The sequence below is a fragment of the Brevibacterium sp. MGP-B1 genome (assembly GCF_057766545.1).
On record NZ_CM173407.1, the window covers coordinates 614,149 to 629,040 of the forward strand.

At 65.2% G+C, this 14,892-nt stretch carries 18 protein-coding genes and 1 tRNA gene; 8 read left to right on the forward strand and 11 right to left on the reverse strand.

Going from position 1 to position 14,892, the window contains the following annotated elements:
* Positions 1–329: 329 nt before the first annotated feature.
* The 5 genes from AC3CD9_RS02835 to AC3CD9_RS02855 all read left to right on the forward strand — a co-directional run bounded on the left by AC3CD9_RS02835 (position 330) and on the right by AC3CD9_RS02855 (position 5,013).
* Positions 330–824, forward strand: coding sequence for an FtsB family cell division protein (locus AC3CD9_RS02835; protein ID WP_488366183.1), 495 nt, complete (start codon positions 330–332; stop codon positions 822–824).
* Complete coding sequence (locus AC3CD9_RS02840; RefSeq protein ID WP_488366184.1) at positions 824–1,351, forward strand: DUF501 domain-containing protein; 528 nt, start codon at positions 824–826, stop codon at positions 1,349–1,351. The genes AC3CD9_RS02835 and AC3CD9_RS02840 overlap by 1 nt, the downstream gene beginning before the upstream one ends.
* Before the next feature lie 8 nt (positions 1,352–1,359).
* On the forward strand, positions 1,360–2,307 hold the full coding sequence (locus AC3CD9_RS02845; RefSeq protein WP_488366185.1) for a Ppx/GppA phosphatase family protein: 948 nt from the start codon (positions 1,360–1,362) through the stop codon (positions 2,305–2,307).
* Positions 2,304–3,548, forward strand: coding sequence for a S8 family peptidase (locus AC3CD9_RS02850; protein WP_488366186.1), 1,245 nt, complete (start codon positions 2,304–2,306; stop codon positions 3,546–3,548). Before AC3CD9_RS02845 ends, AC3CD9_RS02850 begins: the two co-directional genes overlap by 4 nt.
* 91 nt (positions 3,549–3,639) lie before the next feature.
* Complete coding sequence (locus AC3CD9_RS02855) at positions 3,640–5,013, forward strand: NAD(P)/FAD-dependent oxidoreductase (protein WP_139469659.1); 1,374 nt, start codon at positions 3,640–3,642, stop codon at positions 5,011–5,013.
* Between the two features lie 116 nt (positions 5,014–5,129).
* Here the strand turns inward: AC3CD9_RS02855 and AC3CD9_RS02860 are convergent, their stop codons facing one another.
* On the reverse strand, positions 5,130–5,735 hold the full coding sequence (locus AC3CD9_RS02860) for an NAD(P)-dependent oxidoreductase (RefSeq protein WP_488366187.1): 606 nt from the start codon (positions 5,733–5,735) through the stop codon (positions 5,130–5,132).
* A 118-nt stretch (positions 5,736–5,853) separates the two neighbouring features.
* On the opposite strand from AC3CD9_RS02860, the gene AC3CD9_RS02865 reads away from it, so the two are divergent.
* Positions 5,854–6,237, forward strand: coding sequence for a winged helix-turn-helix transcriptional regulator (locus tag AC3CD9_RS02865; protein WP_488367491.1), 384 nt, complete (start codon positions 5,854–5,856; stop codon positions 6,235–6,237).
* A gap of 59 nt (positions 6,238–6,296) precedes the next feature.
* On the opposite strand, the gene AC3CD9_RS02870 is transcribed toward AC3CD9_RS02865, so the two are convergent.
* The 5 genes from AC3CD9_RS02870 to AC3CD9_RS02890 all read right to left on the reverse strand — a co-directional run bounded on the left by AC3CD9_RS02870 (position 6,297) and on the right by AC3CD9_RS02890 (position 8,713).
* Positions 6,297–7,007, reverse strand: a complete 711-nt coding sequence (locus AC3CD9_RS02870; RefSeq protein ID WP_488367492.1) for a carcinine hydrolase/isopenicillin-N N-acyltransferase family protein — start codon at positions 7,005–7,007, stop codon at positions 6,297–6,299.
* Positions 6,919–7,101 (reverse strand): hypothetical protein, encoded by a 183-nt coding sequence (locus tag AC3CD9_RS02875; protein WP_488367595.1) that lies wholly within the window; start codon positions 7,099–7,101, stop codon positions 6,919–6,921. The genes AC3CD9_RS02870 and AC3CD9_RS02875 overlap by 89 nt, the downstream gene beginning before the upstream one ends.
* Before the next feature lie 93 nt (positions 7,102–7,194).
* On the reverse strand, positions 7,195–7,620 hold the full coding sequence (locus AC3CD9_RS02880; RefSeq protein WP_488366188.1) for a hypothetical protein: 426 nt from the start codon (positions 7,618–7,620) through the stop codon (positions 7,195–7,197).
* A 90-nt stretch (positions 7,621–7,710) separates the two neighbouring features.
* Positions 7,711–8,484: a class I SAM-dependent methyltransferase gene (locus tag AC3CD9_RS02885; protein ID WP_488366189.1), complete on the reverse strand. Its 774-nt coding sequence runs from the start codon at positions 8,482–8,484 to the stop codon at positions 7,711–7,713.
* 152 nt (positions 8,485–8,636) lie between these two features.
* Positions 8,637–8,713 (reverse strand) — tRNA-Leu (locus tag AC3CD9_RS02890).
* Positions 8,714–8,803: 90 nt separating this feature from the next.
* Between AC3CD9_RS02890 and AC3CD9_RS02895 the strand changes: the two genes are divergently transcribed.
* Together AC3CD9_RS02895 and ppk2 are read left to right on the forward strand one after the other, a co-directional pair.
* The gene (locus AC3CD9_RS02895) at positions 8,804–10,090 is read left to right on the forward strand and encodes an MFS transporter (RefSeq protein WP_488366191.1); all 1,287 of its coding nucleotides are present in this window, start codon (positions 8,804–8,806) and stop codon (positions 10,088–10,090) included.
* Between the two features lie 67 nt (positions 10,091–10,157).
* Complete coding sequence (ppk2, locus tag AC3CD9_RS02900; protein ID WP_488366192.1) at positions 10,158–11,060, forward strand: polyphosphate kinase 2; 903 nt, start codon at positions 10,158–10,160, stop codon at positions 11,058–11,060.
* Between the two features lie 239 nt (positions 11,061–11,299).
* On the opposite strand, the gene AC3CD9_RS02905 is transcribed toward ppk2, so the two are convergent.
* The 5 genes from AC3CD9_RS02905 to AC3CD9_RS02925 form a co-directional block, all read right to left on the reverse strand.
* The gene (locus AC3CD9_RS02905; RefSeq protein WP_488366193.1) at positions 11,300–12,490 is read right to left on the reverse strand and encodes a TIGR01906 family membrane protein; all 1,191 of its coding nucleotides are present in this window, start codon (positions 12,488–12,490) and stop codon (positions 11,300–11,302) included.
* Positions 12,491–12,558: 68 nt separating this feature from the next.
* The gene (locus tag AC3CD9_RS02910; protein ID WP_488366194.1) at positions 12,559–13,485 is read right to left on the reverse strand and encodes an AEC family transporter; all 927 of its coding nucleotides are present in this window, start codon (positions 13,483–13,485) and stop codon (positions 12,559–12,561) included.
* A 161-nt stretch (positions 13,486–13,646) separates the two neighbouring features.
* Entirely contained in the window at positions 13,647–13,964 is a 318-nt protein-coding gene (locus AC3CD9_RS02915; RefSeq protein ID WP_229663872.1) for a hypothetical protein, read from the reverse strand.
* Between the two features lie 177 nt (positions 13,965–14,141).
* Complete coding sequence (locus AC3CD9_RS02920) at positions 14,142–14,489, reverse strand: DUF202 domain-containing protein (protein WP_488366195.1); 348 nt, start codon at positions 14,487–14,489, stop codon at positions 14,142–14,144.
* A complete protein-coding gene (locus tag AC3CD9_RS02925; protein ID WP_139469651.1) occupies positions 14,489–14,881 on the reverse strand; it encodes a YidH family protein in 393 nt (130 codons plus the stop codon). The genes AC3CD9_RS02920 and AC3CD9_RS02925 overlap by 1 nt, the downstream gene beginning before the upstream one ends.
* Positions 14,882–14,892 lie beyond the last annotated feature (11 nt).

Consider the following 14,892-nt stretch of genomic DNA (forward strand, 5'->3'; position numbering starts at 1 on the left):
AGATGACTGGTCGCATTCTGCCTGCTTGCCGGTGACGGTTTGCGGGCATCGGGCACCAGGAGACGCATAACGCACCGCTGGAACAGTGCGGGTTGGCGCCGACAGCGAGGAATGCGTTGGCAGGTGTAGGAGAAGTGGCTGCCGGGAGGACTCAGAGGTGAAGGTGAGGGATGCACGGCGGCAGCCGGGCAGACCGTGAGACGTGACGGAGGATACGTGAGAATCGAACACGCCACGAGCTCGAAATCCTCGCGCAGGGAATGCGGACACGGCACACTTGGAGATGTTGCGACACTCTTCCCCGATCCCCAGTCGCAGAGGAAAGAAGCATGGTCCCGAGCAAGCCCAGACGAAGTGCCCCGAAATCGGCTCCTGGCAAAGCCACCCCTCGTCGACGCCCGAAACCGGTCATCGAGGCCGATGCCGGCACGGACGCCGAGGCGCGTGGCCGCCGCATGTCGGTGCGCACGGGCGTCTTCCTCCTCGTCGTCGCCATCGTCCTCCTCGCGTTCCTCTCGCCCCTGAACTCCGCACTCAAACAGGCCCAGCAGATCGCGGCCCTGAATAACGAGATCGAGACGACGAAAGCCGAGGTCAAGAGCCTCGAAGAGAAGAACGAGAACCTCAGGGACCCCGCCTACATCAAACGCAAGGCTCGCGAAGACCAGTACTACGTGGAAAAGGGCAAGAACGCGGTCATCGTCACGAATCAAGAGGCCGTGGACGAGGAATCCGAGACCGAACGGCCGGTTCGCAAGCAGGCCTGGTACCTTGAGTTGCTGGAGTCCATTCAGGAGACCGGCAACACCGTGGAGAAGAGCTGATGATCACAGAGTGCACCGAGGCGGATTTCGCTGTCCTCCAAGACCAACTCGGACGCATTCCCCGAGGCGTCGTCGGCATCGCCGCCCGCAGCGCATCCGGTGAACCTCTCGTCGTCGCCACCGCCCCGCGCCTCGAGGACGGCACGCCGTTCCCGACGACCTTCTACCTCACCCACCCTGCCTATGTGGCCGAATGCTCGCGGCTGGAAGCATCGGGAATCATGGCCGAATGGACCGCGGAGATCGGCGAAGACGACGAGCTCGCTGCCGCCTACGCCGCCGCGCACCGGGCCTACCTCGACGTCCGCTCTGAGATCGGCTCCGCAGCGGGCCTGGCGGAGGTCGAAGAGATCAAGGACTACTCCGCGGGCGGAATGCCGAACCGGGTCAAATGCCTCCACGCCCTCGTCGGCCACTCGCTGTCCGCCGGGCTCGGCATCAACCCCATCGGCGACCGCGCACTGTCGTTCATGAGCGATGTGCCACCGCTGGCCGAGACCGCTGCCACCACCGAATCCACCGACTAGGATCTGCCATGCGTGTTGCTGCCTTCGACTGCGGGACGAACTCCCTGCGCCTGCTCATCGCCGATGTCGCCGCCGACGGCACCCTCACTGACCTGCGTCGCGAAACCCGGATTGTCCGTCTGGGCCAAGGCGTCGACGCCACCGGCGAGTTCGCACCTGAGGCGCTCGAGCGCACCTTCGCCGTGGCGAAGGAATTCGCCGAGGTGGCCGCCGACTACCAGCCGGAGAAGCTGAGGTTCGTCGCGACCTCGGCCAGCCGCGACGTGAAGAATCGCGATGAGTTCTTCGCCGGGATCTTCTCGATCCTCGGCGTCGTCCCTGATGTCATCGCCGGTGAAGAAGAGGCCCGCCTGTCCTTCCTCGGCGCCACTGTCGGCTTGACAGATGCTGACGGACCTTATGTCGTCATGGACCTCGGCGGCGGCTCGACCGAGCTCGTCCTCGGCCAAGACGATGTCCAAGCGGCAGTGAGCATGGACATCGGGTCGGTGCGTCTGACCGAAAGGCACATGCCGGTCGAAACCCCCAACCAGGACCAGATCCAGGCAGCACTGGCCGATATCGACGGCCAGCTGGACCAGGCCGCGCAGATCGTCGACTTCGCCGCCCCGCGCACCTTCATCGGAGTCGCCGGCACCGTCACCACCATCACCGCAGGCATCCTCGGACTCGAGAGCTATCAGCGAGAGCGCATCCACGGAGCACATATCAGCGTCGCGGACGTCGCAGGCGAATCCCGAAAACTGCTGGCCATGCACCGCCGGGCACGCACGGAGCTGCCGTATATGCATCCAGGACGCGTCGACGTCATCGGAGCCGGATCGCTGCTCTTCGCCAGGATCGTCGCCCGCTTCGACCAAGCCGTGACGGCCGACGGAGGATCGCTGGATATTCGGATCTCCGAAACCGACATCCTCGACGGGACCGCGCTCGACCTTGCGCTGACGAGCTCGTGAGAGCCGCCGCGCGACTCCTTGCCGTCACGACCGTCGTCCTCGGACTCGTCGTCGGCACCACCCAGCCGGTCATGGCCGCGCCGAAGGCCGGACCCGGCCAGTGGTTCATCAAGGACTACGGAATCGACAAGGTCTGGAAGAAGTCCACGGGCAAGGGCGTCAAGGTCGCGGTCATCGACTCCGGCGTCAACGCCGACCACGAAGACCTCAAAGGCGTCGTGAAGAAGTCCAAGGACTTCAGCGGGTTGGGCAAGGACGGAAAGACCCCGCTCGGCGGAAAGACCACGATCCACCACGGCACCGCCGTCGCCGGAGTCATCGCCGGCCGAGGAGTCGGTGCCGGACCGACCGGCGTCGCCCCGGACGCAGAGATCCTGTCGGCGTCGATGTGGCTGGGCCCCGACCGCCCCAAGGAATCCGGATCGACTCGAGAACAGGCCGATGAGGCCATCCGATGGGCCGTCGACTCCGGTGCGAAGGTCATCAACATGTCCTTGGGATGGGACGATCCGGGCTGGCCCGAGAGCTGGGACGAATCCTTCGCCTACGCATACAAGAAGGACGTGCTCGTCGTCGCCTGCGTCGGCAACGCCTCGCAGGGAGCGACCCAGGCGTGGTCGCCGTCGACGGTACCCGGCGTCATCGGGGTGGGCGGACTCGACCAGAACGGGAAGGTCCTCGACGACTCGACTGCCCCCGGCACCGCCGTCGACCTCATGGGGCCGGCCAAGGACATTCCCATTCCGTACTACAGCGGCGGCTATGCCGAAGGCCAGGGATGCTCCTTCGCCTCACCCGTCGTGTCCGGTGTGGCAGCGCTCATCCGCTCCGAGAACCCCGACCTCAGCGCCGATGAGGTCCGAGCCAAACTGCAGTCGAGCGCCAGACCGGTGGACGGTCACAAGGGCGTGAGCAAGAAGGGCAAGCCCGACCCGATCGTCGGCTGGGGGCGCGTCGACCCGCAGAGCGCCATCAAGGCGAAAGTCCCCAAGAACGTCTCCTCCGCCGAGGATGAGCTGGCGGATTGGGTGAAGATGCATCGTCGCGGGGATGCGAAGGCAGAAGAGACCGAAACCGCAGCACCGGATGAGACCGAGAGCCCGAAGGCTCTCGCGCCGACCGATATCGTTGCCACGCAGTCGACGCCGACTCTCGGCTTCGCCGTCCTCGGTGCCGGAGCCCTGATCGCCGTGGTCCTCATGATCGTCTCGATCGTCTCCTTCGCCCGCCGTCGCCGCTGAATGCGAGTGACGAAACTGCTCTGATCTGGGGCGTTCGAGTCCGTGAGGCAAACAATTAGTGAAAGTTTTCACAAGGGTCTAGCATGGGATTATGGCACTCATCAGAAACTCAAAACTGCGTCCACGAATCCTCGTTGTCGGTGGCGGCTCAGTCGGCCTGCTCGCCGCTCAGAATCTGCTGAAGAACCTCGGTCGGGGCGAAGCCACCGTCACCGTGGTCGATCCCAACCCGTACATGACCTACCTGCCGTTCCTCCCCGAGGTGGCAGCCGGGTCGATCGAGCCACGTCACGCTGTGGTGCCGCTGCGCCGCAACCTGCCGGGTGCCGAGGTCATCACCGCGAAGGTCACCTCGATCAACCACGCCGAGAAGTTCGCCACCATCGAACCTGAGAACGATGAAGCGTTCGAACTCGACTACGACCACATCATCCTCGCCTCCGGTTCGGTTGCCCGTGCACTGCCGATCCCGGGCCTGAAGGAGAACGCGATCGCGCTCAAGCGCATCGAGGAAGCCGTCGCGCTGCGCGATCACCTCCTCTCCCGCCTGGCCGACGCCGCTCTGATGGAGGACGACGAAGAACGCCGCAAGGCTCTGACCTTCGTCTTCGTCGGCGGCGGATTCGCCGGCATCGAGCTGCTGACCGAACTCGAGGACATGGTCCGTTCGGCAATCGCCCAGTACGAGACGCTGACCGAAGCCGATGTCCGCTTCGTCCTCGTCGAGGCCCTCGGTCGCGTCATGCCCGAGGTCGGCGAAGCTCAGGCCCGTTGGGTCGTCGAGCACATGCGCGAACGCGGAATCGACGTCTACCTCGAGACCTTCCTCCAGGACTGCACCGACAAGCACGTCAAGCTCTCGAACGGCGAAGAGTTCGACGCCGACACGATCGTGTGGTCCGCCGGTGTCAAGGCCAACCCGATGCTCATCGACTCCGACCTGCCGATCAACGAACGCGGCAACGTCACCGTACGCGCCGACCTGCGGGTCGAGGGCGATGACGGTGTCGTCGAGGGTGCTTGGGCTGCCGGCGACAACGCCGCCGTTCCCGACCTGTCCGGCGGCGGAGTGGCAGGCTTCTGCGTGCCCAACGCTCAGCACGCTGTGCGTCAGGCTCCCGTGCTCGCCGCCAACGTGCTTGCCGCACTGCGCGGAGAGACCGAGTTCAAGCAGTACTTCCACAAGACCATCGGTACGGTGGCAGGCCTGGGTCTGTACAAGGGTGTTTCGCAGATGGGTGACTTCGAAGCCCGCGGACTCCTCGCCTGGCTCATGCACCGCGCCTACCACGGCTACGCGATTCCGACCATGGATCGCAAGGTCAGGGTCTTCGGCAACTGGTTCGTCAGCGCCGTCCTCGGCCGCGATGCCATGCCGCTGGCTGACCTCGATGTTCCGCGCAAGAACTTCGTCGAGGCCGCCAACTCGAAGCCGGCGCCGAAGAAGGAACCTGCCAAGGCCTGATTCGAGGCAGCCGGTGCCATCCGGCGACAAGCCCTGATGAGACGACCGACGCCGGGGATGCATCTGCATCCCCGGCGTCGGTCATTTCTGCGGACTCTGCTGCGAGTGCGTCCTGCTCAGTTCGCCACGGTGAAGCGGGTGTCGATGTGCGCAGGCTTGGCGATCTCATCGACCATGGCGACAGCGAAGTCCTCGGCCGAGATCGAGTCGCCCGCTGGCACCTCGAGCTCGACGTTGTAGGAACCGGTGCGCTCACCCGGAGCGATCTCCGGGGCGGGGGAGATGAGCGTCCACGGGGACGGATTGGCGGCACGCAGCAGTTCGAGAGCCTTCGTGCCGGTTTCGGCCTCGGCCTTGTATGCGGGAGGGAAGCCCTCGGTGTCTTTGAGCATCGTGTCCCCGGCGAGCAGCGAACCGGCACCGCCGACGACGAACAGTCGAGTATCGCCGCTGGCCTCGGCCACGGTCGACAGAGCGTCGAGCCATTCCTGGTGGTCCCCGCCCGTGCGGCTGGGGCCGGTGGTGGAGACGATGACATCGTGATCGGCGGCCATCCGTGCTCCGAGCTCCGCATCGGCCATATCGCCGGCGATTGAGCGGGTCGCTCCGGCCACCTCGGTGCCGGACCGGGTGATGGCGGTGACCTCGATCCCTTGGGAGGCCGCCTCGGCGACGACGCGAGAGCCGATCATTCCCGATGCTCCAAAGAGTGCGATCTTCATAAGAGTCCCTTCGTTCTTCGTGCGGCGCGACTGCGGTGCACGGTGGATGTCGTAGTCTGACTTTCCTAAGGTATCTTTTGGATATCGAGTACCTCAAGGATACTATTGGGTTATGAGTATGAAAGTTCGCTGGGAAGGCGATGCCTTCGACCCCGAATGCCCGACCCGAGTGGTTCTCGACCGCGTCGGTGACAAGTGGACGGTGCTCATCGTCGACATTCTCGATTCCGGTCCGAAGCGCTTCAACGAGATCCGCCTGGCCATCGGCGGGATCACCCCGAAGGTGCTGACCTCGACCCTGCGGTCGCTCGTCGCCGATGGCCTCATCGAGCGCGAGGTCTTCGCCGAGGTGCCGCCGCGGGTGGAATACTCGCTCACCGATCTCGGGCGATCGCTGCAGGATCCCGTGGCCGCGCTCCGGAAGTGGGCAGAGGCCAACGTCGCGGAGATCGTCGAGAACCGGGACCGCCATGACGAGGTTGAGCTGGCAGGCCGCGCCTGAGACTCCGCATGCCGCGCAGGCCTGAGGCCCCGCGGGCCGAGTGCGCCTGAGCCCTGGTCTCATGCGCTGAGTGCGTAGTCGTGGGAGGACTCGCCGACGACGCGCAGATCGCCGGCACCGAGGCTGTAGACGCTCTGCCATTGGGTGTGGGCCTGGCGGACGTCGTCGAGGAGTCTGATGGCGTCGTCTACGGAGACCCGGCCGCCCGCCGATTCGAGGGCGTCGGCGCAGGCCGCGTACCGGGGCTGTCTGCTGCGCTGCGCCTCGGCGACGGTGGACATGTGGAAGTTCTCCAGACACATCCACGGTTGTTTGGCCGGAGGGCGGATGACCTGCAGCTCACCGGCGTCGAATTCGACAACGGCCTTCGCTCCGGAACGGTCGGCGATCAGGTAGTGCAGGCCTGGCCCGCCGGCGAAGTCGACGTTGTAGGCAGCGAAGATCTCGAGCGCATCGTCGACGTCGTCGGCGTGGTCGAGGATCATGCGCTGGATGCTCAGTCCGCCGATCCATTCGCGGCCTTCGGTCACGCCCGGTTCCGCTTCGTAGTCGGCGGCGAGTCCGATGAACACGCCCGCATCGTTCATCCCGTCGAAGGAATACGCCTGGATGCGGCCGAGTTCTTTCGTCTTCTCCGCATCGTCGAGGTCGGCCTCGGAATCGATGCCGGCATACCTCAGATCAGTCACGGACAAGGTCGTTCGGCCGCTGCTCAGCGTCGATTCCACCACCGAGGCAGGCGCCGGGTCCCAGTCGAAATTCCGAGCCACCAGCGCGTCGCCGTCGGGAATCGATGGTCGCCTGAAGCTGCGCATCGGTCTGGGCGACCGTCAGGGGAGTGGTGGTCGATCTCTGAAGTGCCATGAGCGGTCCGTCCTTGGACGCAGGGGCCGAGAGGTGAACGGTCGATGCGGGGTCATCGGTGTGGGGTGAACACTATCAAAGTCGTCTCTGCGGCTAGCCGAGTTCACCGAGAACCGTGACGAACTCACGCAGTCTTCCGGCGACACGGTAGAGACGCGGGGACCCAGAATACACCCAGTTGTTCGTGATGATCGAGGCACTGCCGCCGTTGGTGGCGATCTTGAACTCGGCGACGTCGAGCGTCGCGAGGTGATCCTCGACGAGGCGGCTGCGCAGCTGCGGTCCCATCTGCACCCAATGATCGGCGGCCTCGAAATCAATCTCCTCCCAATCGGCGCCGGCTTCCCGGTAAGCCAGGGGGCGAGCATTCGCCACTGATGCCTCGGTAGTGGACGTCTCTGCGGGGGAGGCAGGGAAGGAGAGGATGACTGCGGGCCCCGGGTGGGCGAGAGCGGCAGCGTCGTCGATCGACGCGATCGGCTGCGGGGTCCTGTCGGAGCTGAGGAGGATGAGTGGCATACGTCGATCTTGCCGTACTTTCCTCTGATCGGCGAGGGCGATCCGTTCCCGTCCGCCAGGATCGTCCCGGTCTGCCTCAGTCCCCGTGCGTCAGGACGGGCGGCTGAGAATCCAGAACGTCGTTTCGCCGAGGCAGCTGATGTCGAGGCCGACAGCGGACGCCTCCTCGGTCACCGTGGCGATCGAGGGGTGGTGATAGATGTGGTCCATGGCGTCATCGGTGAGTACGCGTTCGCCCTCGAGTACGAGGTAGGTCATCCGCCATTGCATCCGCTCGCCCCCGATCGGCCAGGCTTCGGCGATGGCCTCGTACCGGATCTGGCCGATCGTCGCCGCCGTGAAGACGAACGGTTCGACGCGGGTGGGGGCCTCCGGCTGCTGGAGGTCGATGAGCGCCGCGCTTCCGACGGTGAGCCTGGCAGCGAGTTCGGCGAAGACCGCGGCTCGCTCGCCGGCATCGAAATGCCCGAGCACGCCGAGGAGGATCGCACCGCCGATCGACAAAGGCAGAGGGGCGGAGAAGAAGCCCTCCGGCCGCACTGTGACCCGAGGGAACCATTCCGGCTGCGCGGCGATGCGCTGGAGAGCGAGGGCACGCATCGACGGGCTCGGCTCGATTGCGAAGACCTCCGCTTCGGGAAGTTCGGTGAGGACCCAGGCGCTGTTGAGTCCCGATCCGCATCCCACGTCGAGAATCGGTCCCGCTGAGGGCTTCAGATGTGCCTGGAGAGCCTCCAACGCTGCCACCTGGTCGGGCCTGTAAGCCGCGGTGAAGAGGTCATAGGCACCGGCACTCGCCGAGTAGCGATCGTGCACGGAGGAGGAGCTGGGTGGAATGCCGTGTGACGGGTGATCAGCAGCCATGTCGCCACGCTACCCTGGTAATGATAATCAGTAGCAATAAAATTTCGGCAAGAACCGGAACGAAGAAGATGGGTAACTGTGGGGTTCTCGACTCCATATCGGAATCAACTCATCCGCGCGAAAAGCATCATTGCAGGTCAGAGTGATTCCTATGGTCCCCCCAGTGGGACTCGAACCCACACTGAATCGATTTTAAGTCGACTGCCTCTGCCGATTGGGCTATAGGGGGAATGCTCAGAACACACTTTATCGGCAAAGCCCGGCCACCGCGATCTGAGACATTCCGCGGACGATCCGGTGGCGCGGCTAACCTGGAACGATGACGACGAACGGACCCACCCGGCAGGCCTGGGTGATCCTCGTCGTCGGCGTTCTCACGCAGATGGCGGCGACCATCGCGATCGCCGGACCTGCCTTCCTCATCCCCTATATGCACTCCGACCTCGGGTTCACACTCACCCAGGCTGGCACCGTCGCTGCCGCACCGAGCTTCGGACTCATCCTCACCCTCATCGCCTGGGGCGCATTCGCCGACCGTTTCGGCGAACGGCTGGCGATGACTTTGGGGATCGGGCTGACCGCCGTGTTCTCGGCCGCCGCGGTCCTCGTCGTCGACTCGCCGATCTGGATGGTCATCGTCATCGCCGCCTCCGGTGCCGCGGCCGCCTCGGTGAACTCTGCATCCGGCCGCGTCGTCATGGGTTGGTTCCCCCGTCACCGCCGAGGACTTGCCATGGGCATCCGCCAGATGTCCCAGCCCCTGGGCACGAGCGTGGCCGCTGTGACCATCCCGGGGATCGCCGCTGCCGGCGGATTCCCCGCCTACCTCTGGTTCGTCGCCGCCGTGACCGGCGTACTCGCCCTCGTCTGCTTCGCCCTCATCCGCAACCCACCGGACCCGACCCCCACTCGCGCCGAGGTGGCCGACCCCGACCGCGACACCGAACCGGAGACGGAACGCCACGGACAGAACGAACCGGGCACCGCCTCGGCGGGGGAGGGGAAGCCCAGCGCCGCCTCGGCAATCAATCCCTACCGCAGCGATTCCTTCCTGTGGCGCATCCATGCGGTCTCCGCGCTCCTCGTCGTCCCGCAGTTCGCGTTCTCCACCTACGGGCTCGTCTGGCTCATCGTCGTCCAGGGGATCGGCGCGGGCGTCGCCGGAGCGATCGTCGCGATCGCGCAGATCGTCGGCGCAGTCGGCCGCATGGTCGTCGGCGCGCTCTCCGATCGCACGGGATCCCGCGTCGGCCTCATGCGCATCGTCGCCGTCGCGGCCCTGATCTTCGTGGTGGCCATCGCCATCCTGTCGCTGACGGACCTGCCCGCCGTCGCCGCAGTCGTCTTCATCCTCGCCTCGGCCGTCTCCGTGGCCGACAACGGACTGGCCTTCGCCTCGGTCGCCGAAGCCGCCGGACCACGTTGGTCGGGCAAGGCGCTGGGAGCCCAGAACACGGGACAGTTCGTCATGTCGGCCCTGCTCGGCCCCGGATTCGGTGCCCTGGTGACGGCGTTCGGCTATCCGCTGTCCTTCGGACTCATCGCCCTGGCCCCACTATTGAGCGTCGGAATGATCCCGCGACGCGACGTCGATCGCATAACCTGATATTCATCTCGGCACATTATCGTGCACGAGGCACACACCGGTGTCGACAGCGAAAGGGAAGGATCTCGTGAACAATCTGTTCCAAGAGAATCTGCGGGAGTACATCGACAAACTCCGCCTCGAAGGGTACACCGTCGAGGACAGTCAGACCACGGATCCGCACCTCATCGACCCCATGGGCCGGGCCGTCGAAACGTGGCGGGAAGGGTACCCGTACGGCGAACAGATGGACCGCGAAGAGTACGAACTCGAGAAGTACAGACTGCAGGTCGAACTGCTGAAATTCCAGTACTGGGGTCAGGACACCGGCGCCAAACACGTCATCGTCTTCGAGGGTCGTGACGCCGCCGGCAAGGGCGGAACGATCAAACGCTTCACCGAACACCTCAACCCGCGTGCCGCCCGCGTCGTCGCGCTCAACAAACCCTCCGACCGCGAAGCCGGACAGTGGTACTTCCAGCGCTACATCTCCCACCTGCCCACGAGCGGGGAGATCGTCATGTTCGACCGCTCCTGGTACAACCGGGGCAACGTCGAGAGAGTCATGGGATTCTGCACCGACGACGAATACGAGACCTTCATGGAACAGGCTCCCGTGTTCGAGAAGATGCTCATCGACTCCGGAGTCCACGTCACGAAGTTCTGGTTCTCCGTGACCCAGCGTGAACAGCGGACCCGGTTTGCGATTCGTCAGATCGACCCGGTGCGGCGGTGGAAGCTCTCACCGATGGATCTCGAGTCCCTCGATCGCTGGGACGACTACACGGAGGCGAAGGAAGAGACGTTCCGCCGCACGGACACCGACCACGCTCCGTGGATCACGATCAAGAGCAATGACAAGAAACGCGCCCGCCTCAATGCGATGCGCTACTTCCTCAACCAGTTCGACTATGAGGACAAAGACCCCTCGGTCGTCTACGAAGCCGACCCGCTTCTGGTCCGCCGCGGCCGCGACGCCGTCGACGACTGATTCCAGCTTCGACGACCAGTTCGACAGTCGTCCACCGTCACCGAGGCGGCTGACGGGACACGGAGATCGGAGATCGGGGATCGTGGGCATGGTCCGCGGATGATTCCGGGCAGAAATTCGGCCGGGTGGAAGGGGAAAGACCACCCGGCCGGAACCGTGGAGCGGGGCTGGAACCCGCTGTACAGTGACGTGCTGCTGTGCCGCCGGAGGCCGATGCTCCGGACTGCGGCGAAACCGAATCAGATCTCTGCCTCGGCGTCCTTCCGTGCCTTGCGCAGCGCCCGGCGCTTCTTGTGACCGGTGAAGCTGAGCAGGAAGAGGATGATCGCCAGGAGCACGAACAGCCCGCCGCCGGCGATGCCCGCATCGACCCAGAACTGAGGCGGGAAGAGGCGGATGAGCGAATCATCGGCATAGAACTCCCAGGTCCCATCGGCGAAGAACACCTTGTGGAAGCCGCGGAAGAAGCTGTCCCAGCCGAGGACGGCGACAACGGCGACAGCGGCCATGAAGATGATGCTGAAGATCGACCCCAGACGCACACCTGCATGGATGCCCGACCCGTTCTTGCGGCACATGTAGATGCCGAAGAGCACAGATCCGATGATGCCGACGAGAGCCACGAGGTAGAGCAGCGAGATCAGACCCTTGACGTCAGCCATATGGCTGAGTTCGTCGGAGATGAAGATCGGCTCCCCGTTGGGCATGACGATATCGGCGAGGTAGCGCCGGGAATCGAAGTTGTGCAGGTAGTCGATGACATAGGTCCCGTAGTGCTCACGGTCGGCGGCACTGAAGCCGAACTGGTCGGCCGGGAAGCCGGGCCGGAAGTATTCGAACTTGAGGAAGATCCCCGAGGCGACGAAGCGCACCGCCAGAGCCAACAGGACGAAGGGGGTGGCGAGCATGATCCAGATCGTGCCGATGACATCGAGCACGGACCGACGTCGTTCGGGCACCTCGGGATCACGGGCATCGGTCGACGTCGCCGCCTTCGACACCGCAGCCCAATCGGCTTCGCTCATCACCGCGGTGCGCGCATTCTGCGGCACCTCGCGTGTGGCACCGGTATCGGTCGAGGATGATGCCCCGGCCGTCGATGCAGCGGCGGCCGAGCTCGTGCCGGCGGACTTCTGCGCGGCGGTGTGTTCGGCGGTACGCGTGCTCGCGGTCGCGGGCTGAGAGGCCGGATTCGTCGAATGGGCGGGGGTCACCCTCACCGGACCCGTCGAGGGCTTCGCATCCGCGGAATGCTTGGGGGCATCCTCGGCGATGGGATCCGTGATCGGATCGAACGCCTCGGTGTCGGTCGAGGGATCATTGGCCGCCTCCAGAGGGGCCTGCGACTGCTTTTCGGCAGCACTGGCAGACCCTGAACTCATCCGCCTGCTCAGGAGGTCTTCGGTCTCGTTCTTCTCGTCTCTGGACACATCCCCATTGTCAGTGACCACAGGGTCCAAGCCCGGGAGGACACGCCACGGCGGCCGATTTCGCGGCGTCAGCCGAGGAGGGCGGCGATGATGACGAGAGCCGGAACGGAGAGCACGGTGGTGATGAAGACGGCATCGCGCATGAGAGCCTCGGACTGTCGGTACTGCATCGAGTAGATATAGACGTTCTGCGCGGTCGGCAGGGCGGAGGTGACGACGATGGCGAACAGGTCGATCCCGTCGTAGCCGAGCAGGGGACCGCCGACGGCCCAGGCGATGACCGGCTGAGCGATGAGTTTGGCGCCGGTGATGTAGCTCAGCTGTGCGCGGCTGCCCTTGACGGGGATTCCCCACCCGTCCTTGAGCGAGATGCCGAACGCCAACAGGGCACCCGGGACCGCGGTCGCGCCGATCATGTCGATGGGTTCGAAGACGAAGCGCGGCAGCTCGAAGCCCGTCGCCGAGGCGGCCACACCGGCTGCAGCACCGAGGACGATGGGGTTCTTGAGGACTTGGAGGATCGCGGAGTACCAGTGCGAATCATGCTGCTTCTTGCCCGCACCGTCGAGCACGGCCATGCCGATGGGGGCGAGGACGAGCAGCTGGAAGAGCAGGACCGGGGCGACATAGCCGATGTCGCGGAGGACATAGGCGGCGATCGGGATGCCGAGATTGCCGATGTTGACGTAGCTGGTCGCCCACGCGGAGAACATCGCCTCCCCGGTGCTGCGCTTTCTGATCCACTTGGTGAGGACGAAGAGGGCGGCACCGACGATGAGCGCCGAGCCGCCGGTGGCGAAGAGGGCGGTGTTGAAGATCAGCCCGAGGTCGGTCTCGGCGACCGTGACATAGAGCAGGGTCGGGGTGCCGGCGTAGAAGACGAGCTTCGCGATGACCTGCTGACCGTGCGGACCGAGAACGCCGGAGCGGCCGAGGACGAACCCGACCAGAATCACTCCGGCGATGACGGCGAAACCTTCGAATACGGCCAGCATGGGCTGCTCGGGTCCTCGCTTCCTGCGTCTGGGAGTGCTGCGGTCAGTCTGGTACGGCTGGTGTCAGCCCCGTAGTGCGGGTATCAGTTCGGGACGGTCGGGGTCCGCGCCGGGCGGAATTCGCGGCGGCGTGCGGAGGTCGGGCCTCCTCCGCGATGGGGTCAGTCCGCCTCGGCGATATCGGAGACGACATAGGAGGCTGCGGCACTGACCGCGCTGACGGCGAACACGGCCGGCCATGCGCCGATCTTCTTCGCCAGAGGATGGGAGGCGCCGAACCCGCCGAGGTAGGCCAAGCTCAGCCCGGTGGCGGCCGGCCAGCCCTTCTTCACATACCAGGAGCGGGCGGCGTAGGCGCCCGCTGCGGCGAGGACGACTCCGCCGAGGGGGCGGATCCCGGTCTCGCGGGCGGTGAGGAAACCGCCGATGAGGCCGACGGCGACGAGTGGGGCGGTGGAGACTTCGCGTGCATCCTTCATACGCACCAGTTTAGGCGTGCAGGTCAGCGGACCGGACGGCGGTCTCATAACGCGGCATGCGCGACGGGCGTGCGCGGTGTCGGTCGGGAGCGCGGGCGGAACCGGTCAGGAAGCCCGGGAGGTTGAGCGGGTGGGATGCCGGTCAGGAGGTCCGGGAGGTTGAGCGGGCGGAGAGCCTCAGAACAGGCTGATCTTGATGACCGAAGCGATGCTCAGCACCGCAATGAGACACACCGAGGTGGTGAGGAAGATGACCGCCCACGGCGACGGCCGGCCGCGTTCGGCCCGAATCGAGACCGAACCGAGTCGGTACCGCCTGACCTGCATGGCGATGGCGACGATGGCCATGCCCATGCACACGACGAAGAGCGCCACCGACCAGCCTTGGAAGACATTGATGAAGCGCATGAAGATGAGGCTGACGACCGTCATCGTCAGACTCGTGCGCAACCATGATTGGACGGTGCGTTCCGGCTGCAGAGCCGGATCGTCATGCGGCTGCGGTCGCGGTGAGCGGGTCGGCATCACAGCAGGCCGGCGAACACCAGCACGAGGAGACCGGCACCCAGCGCCGAGGCGAGGCTCACGATGGGGATGATGAGCGGCAGCGGCAGCGAGGTCTTGCGACGCATCGCCGATTCGATGCGATGCCAGCGGACGGCGGCACCGGCGGCGAGGATGAAGCCGATGACCATGAGGACGATCGACAGGGTCGCCCGCAGACCGGTGCCGAAGATCTCCGAGGTGAAGGCTTCGACGGCGATTCCGCCGCCGATGAACGCCAGCGCGGTGCGGATCCAGGACAGGAAGGTCCGCTCGTTGGCCAGGGTGAAGCGAGGATCGGGGTCGACTCCGTCGGGGAAGACCCGTCGGGCGATGCGACTGCGGGAGTCCTGCGATGAATTGTTCTCACTCACCCTTCGAGGAT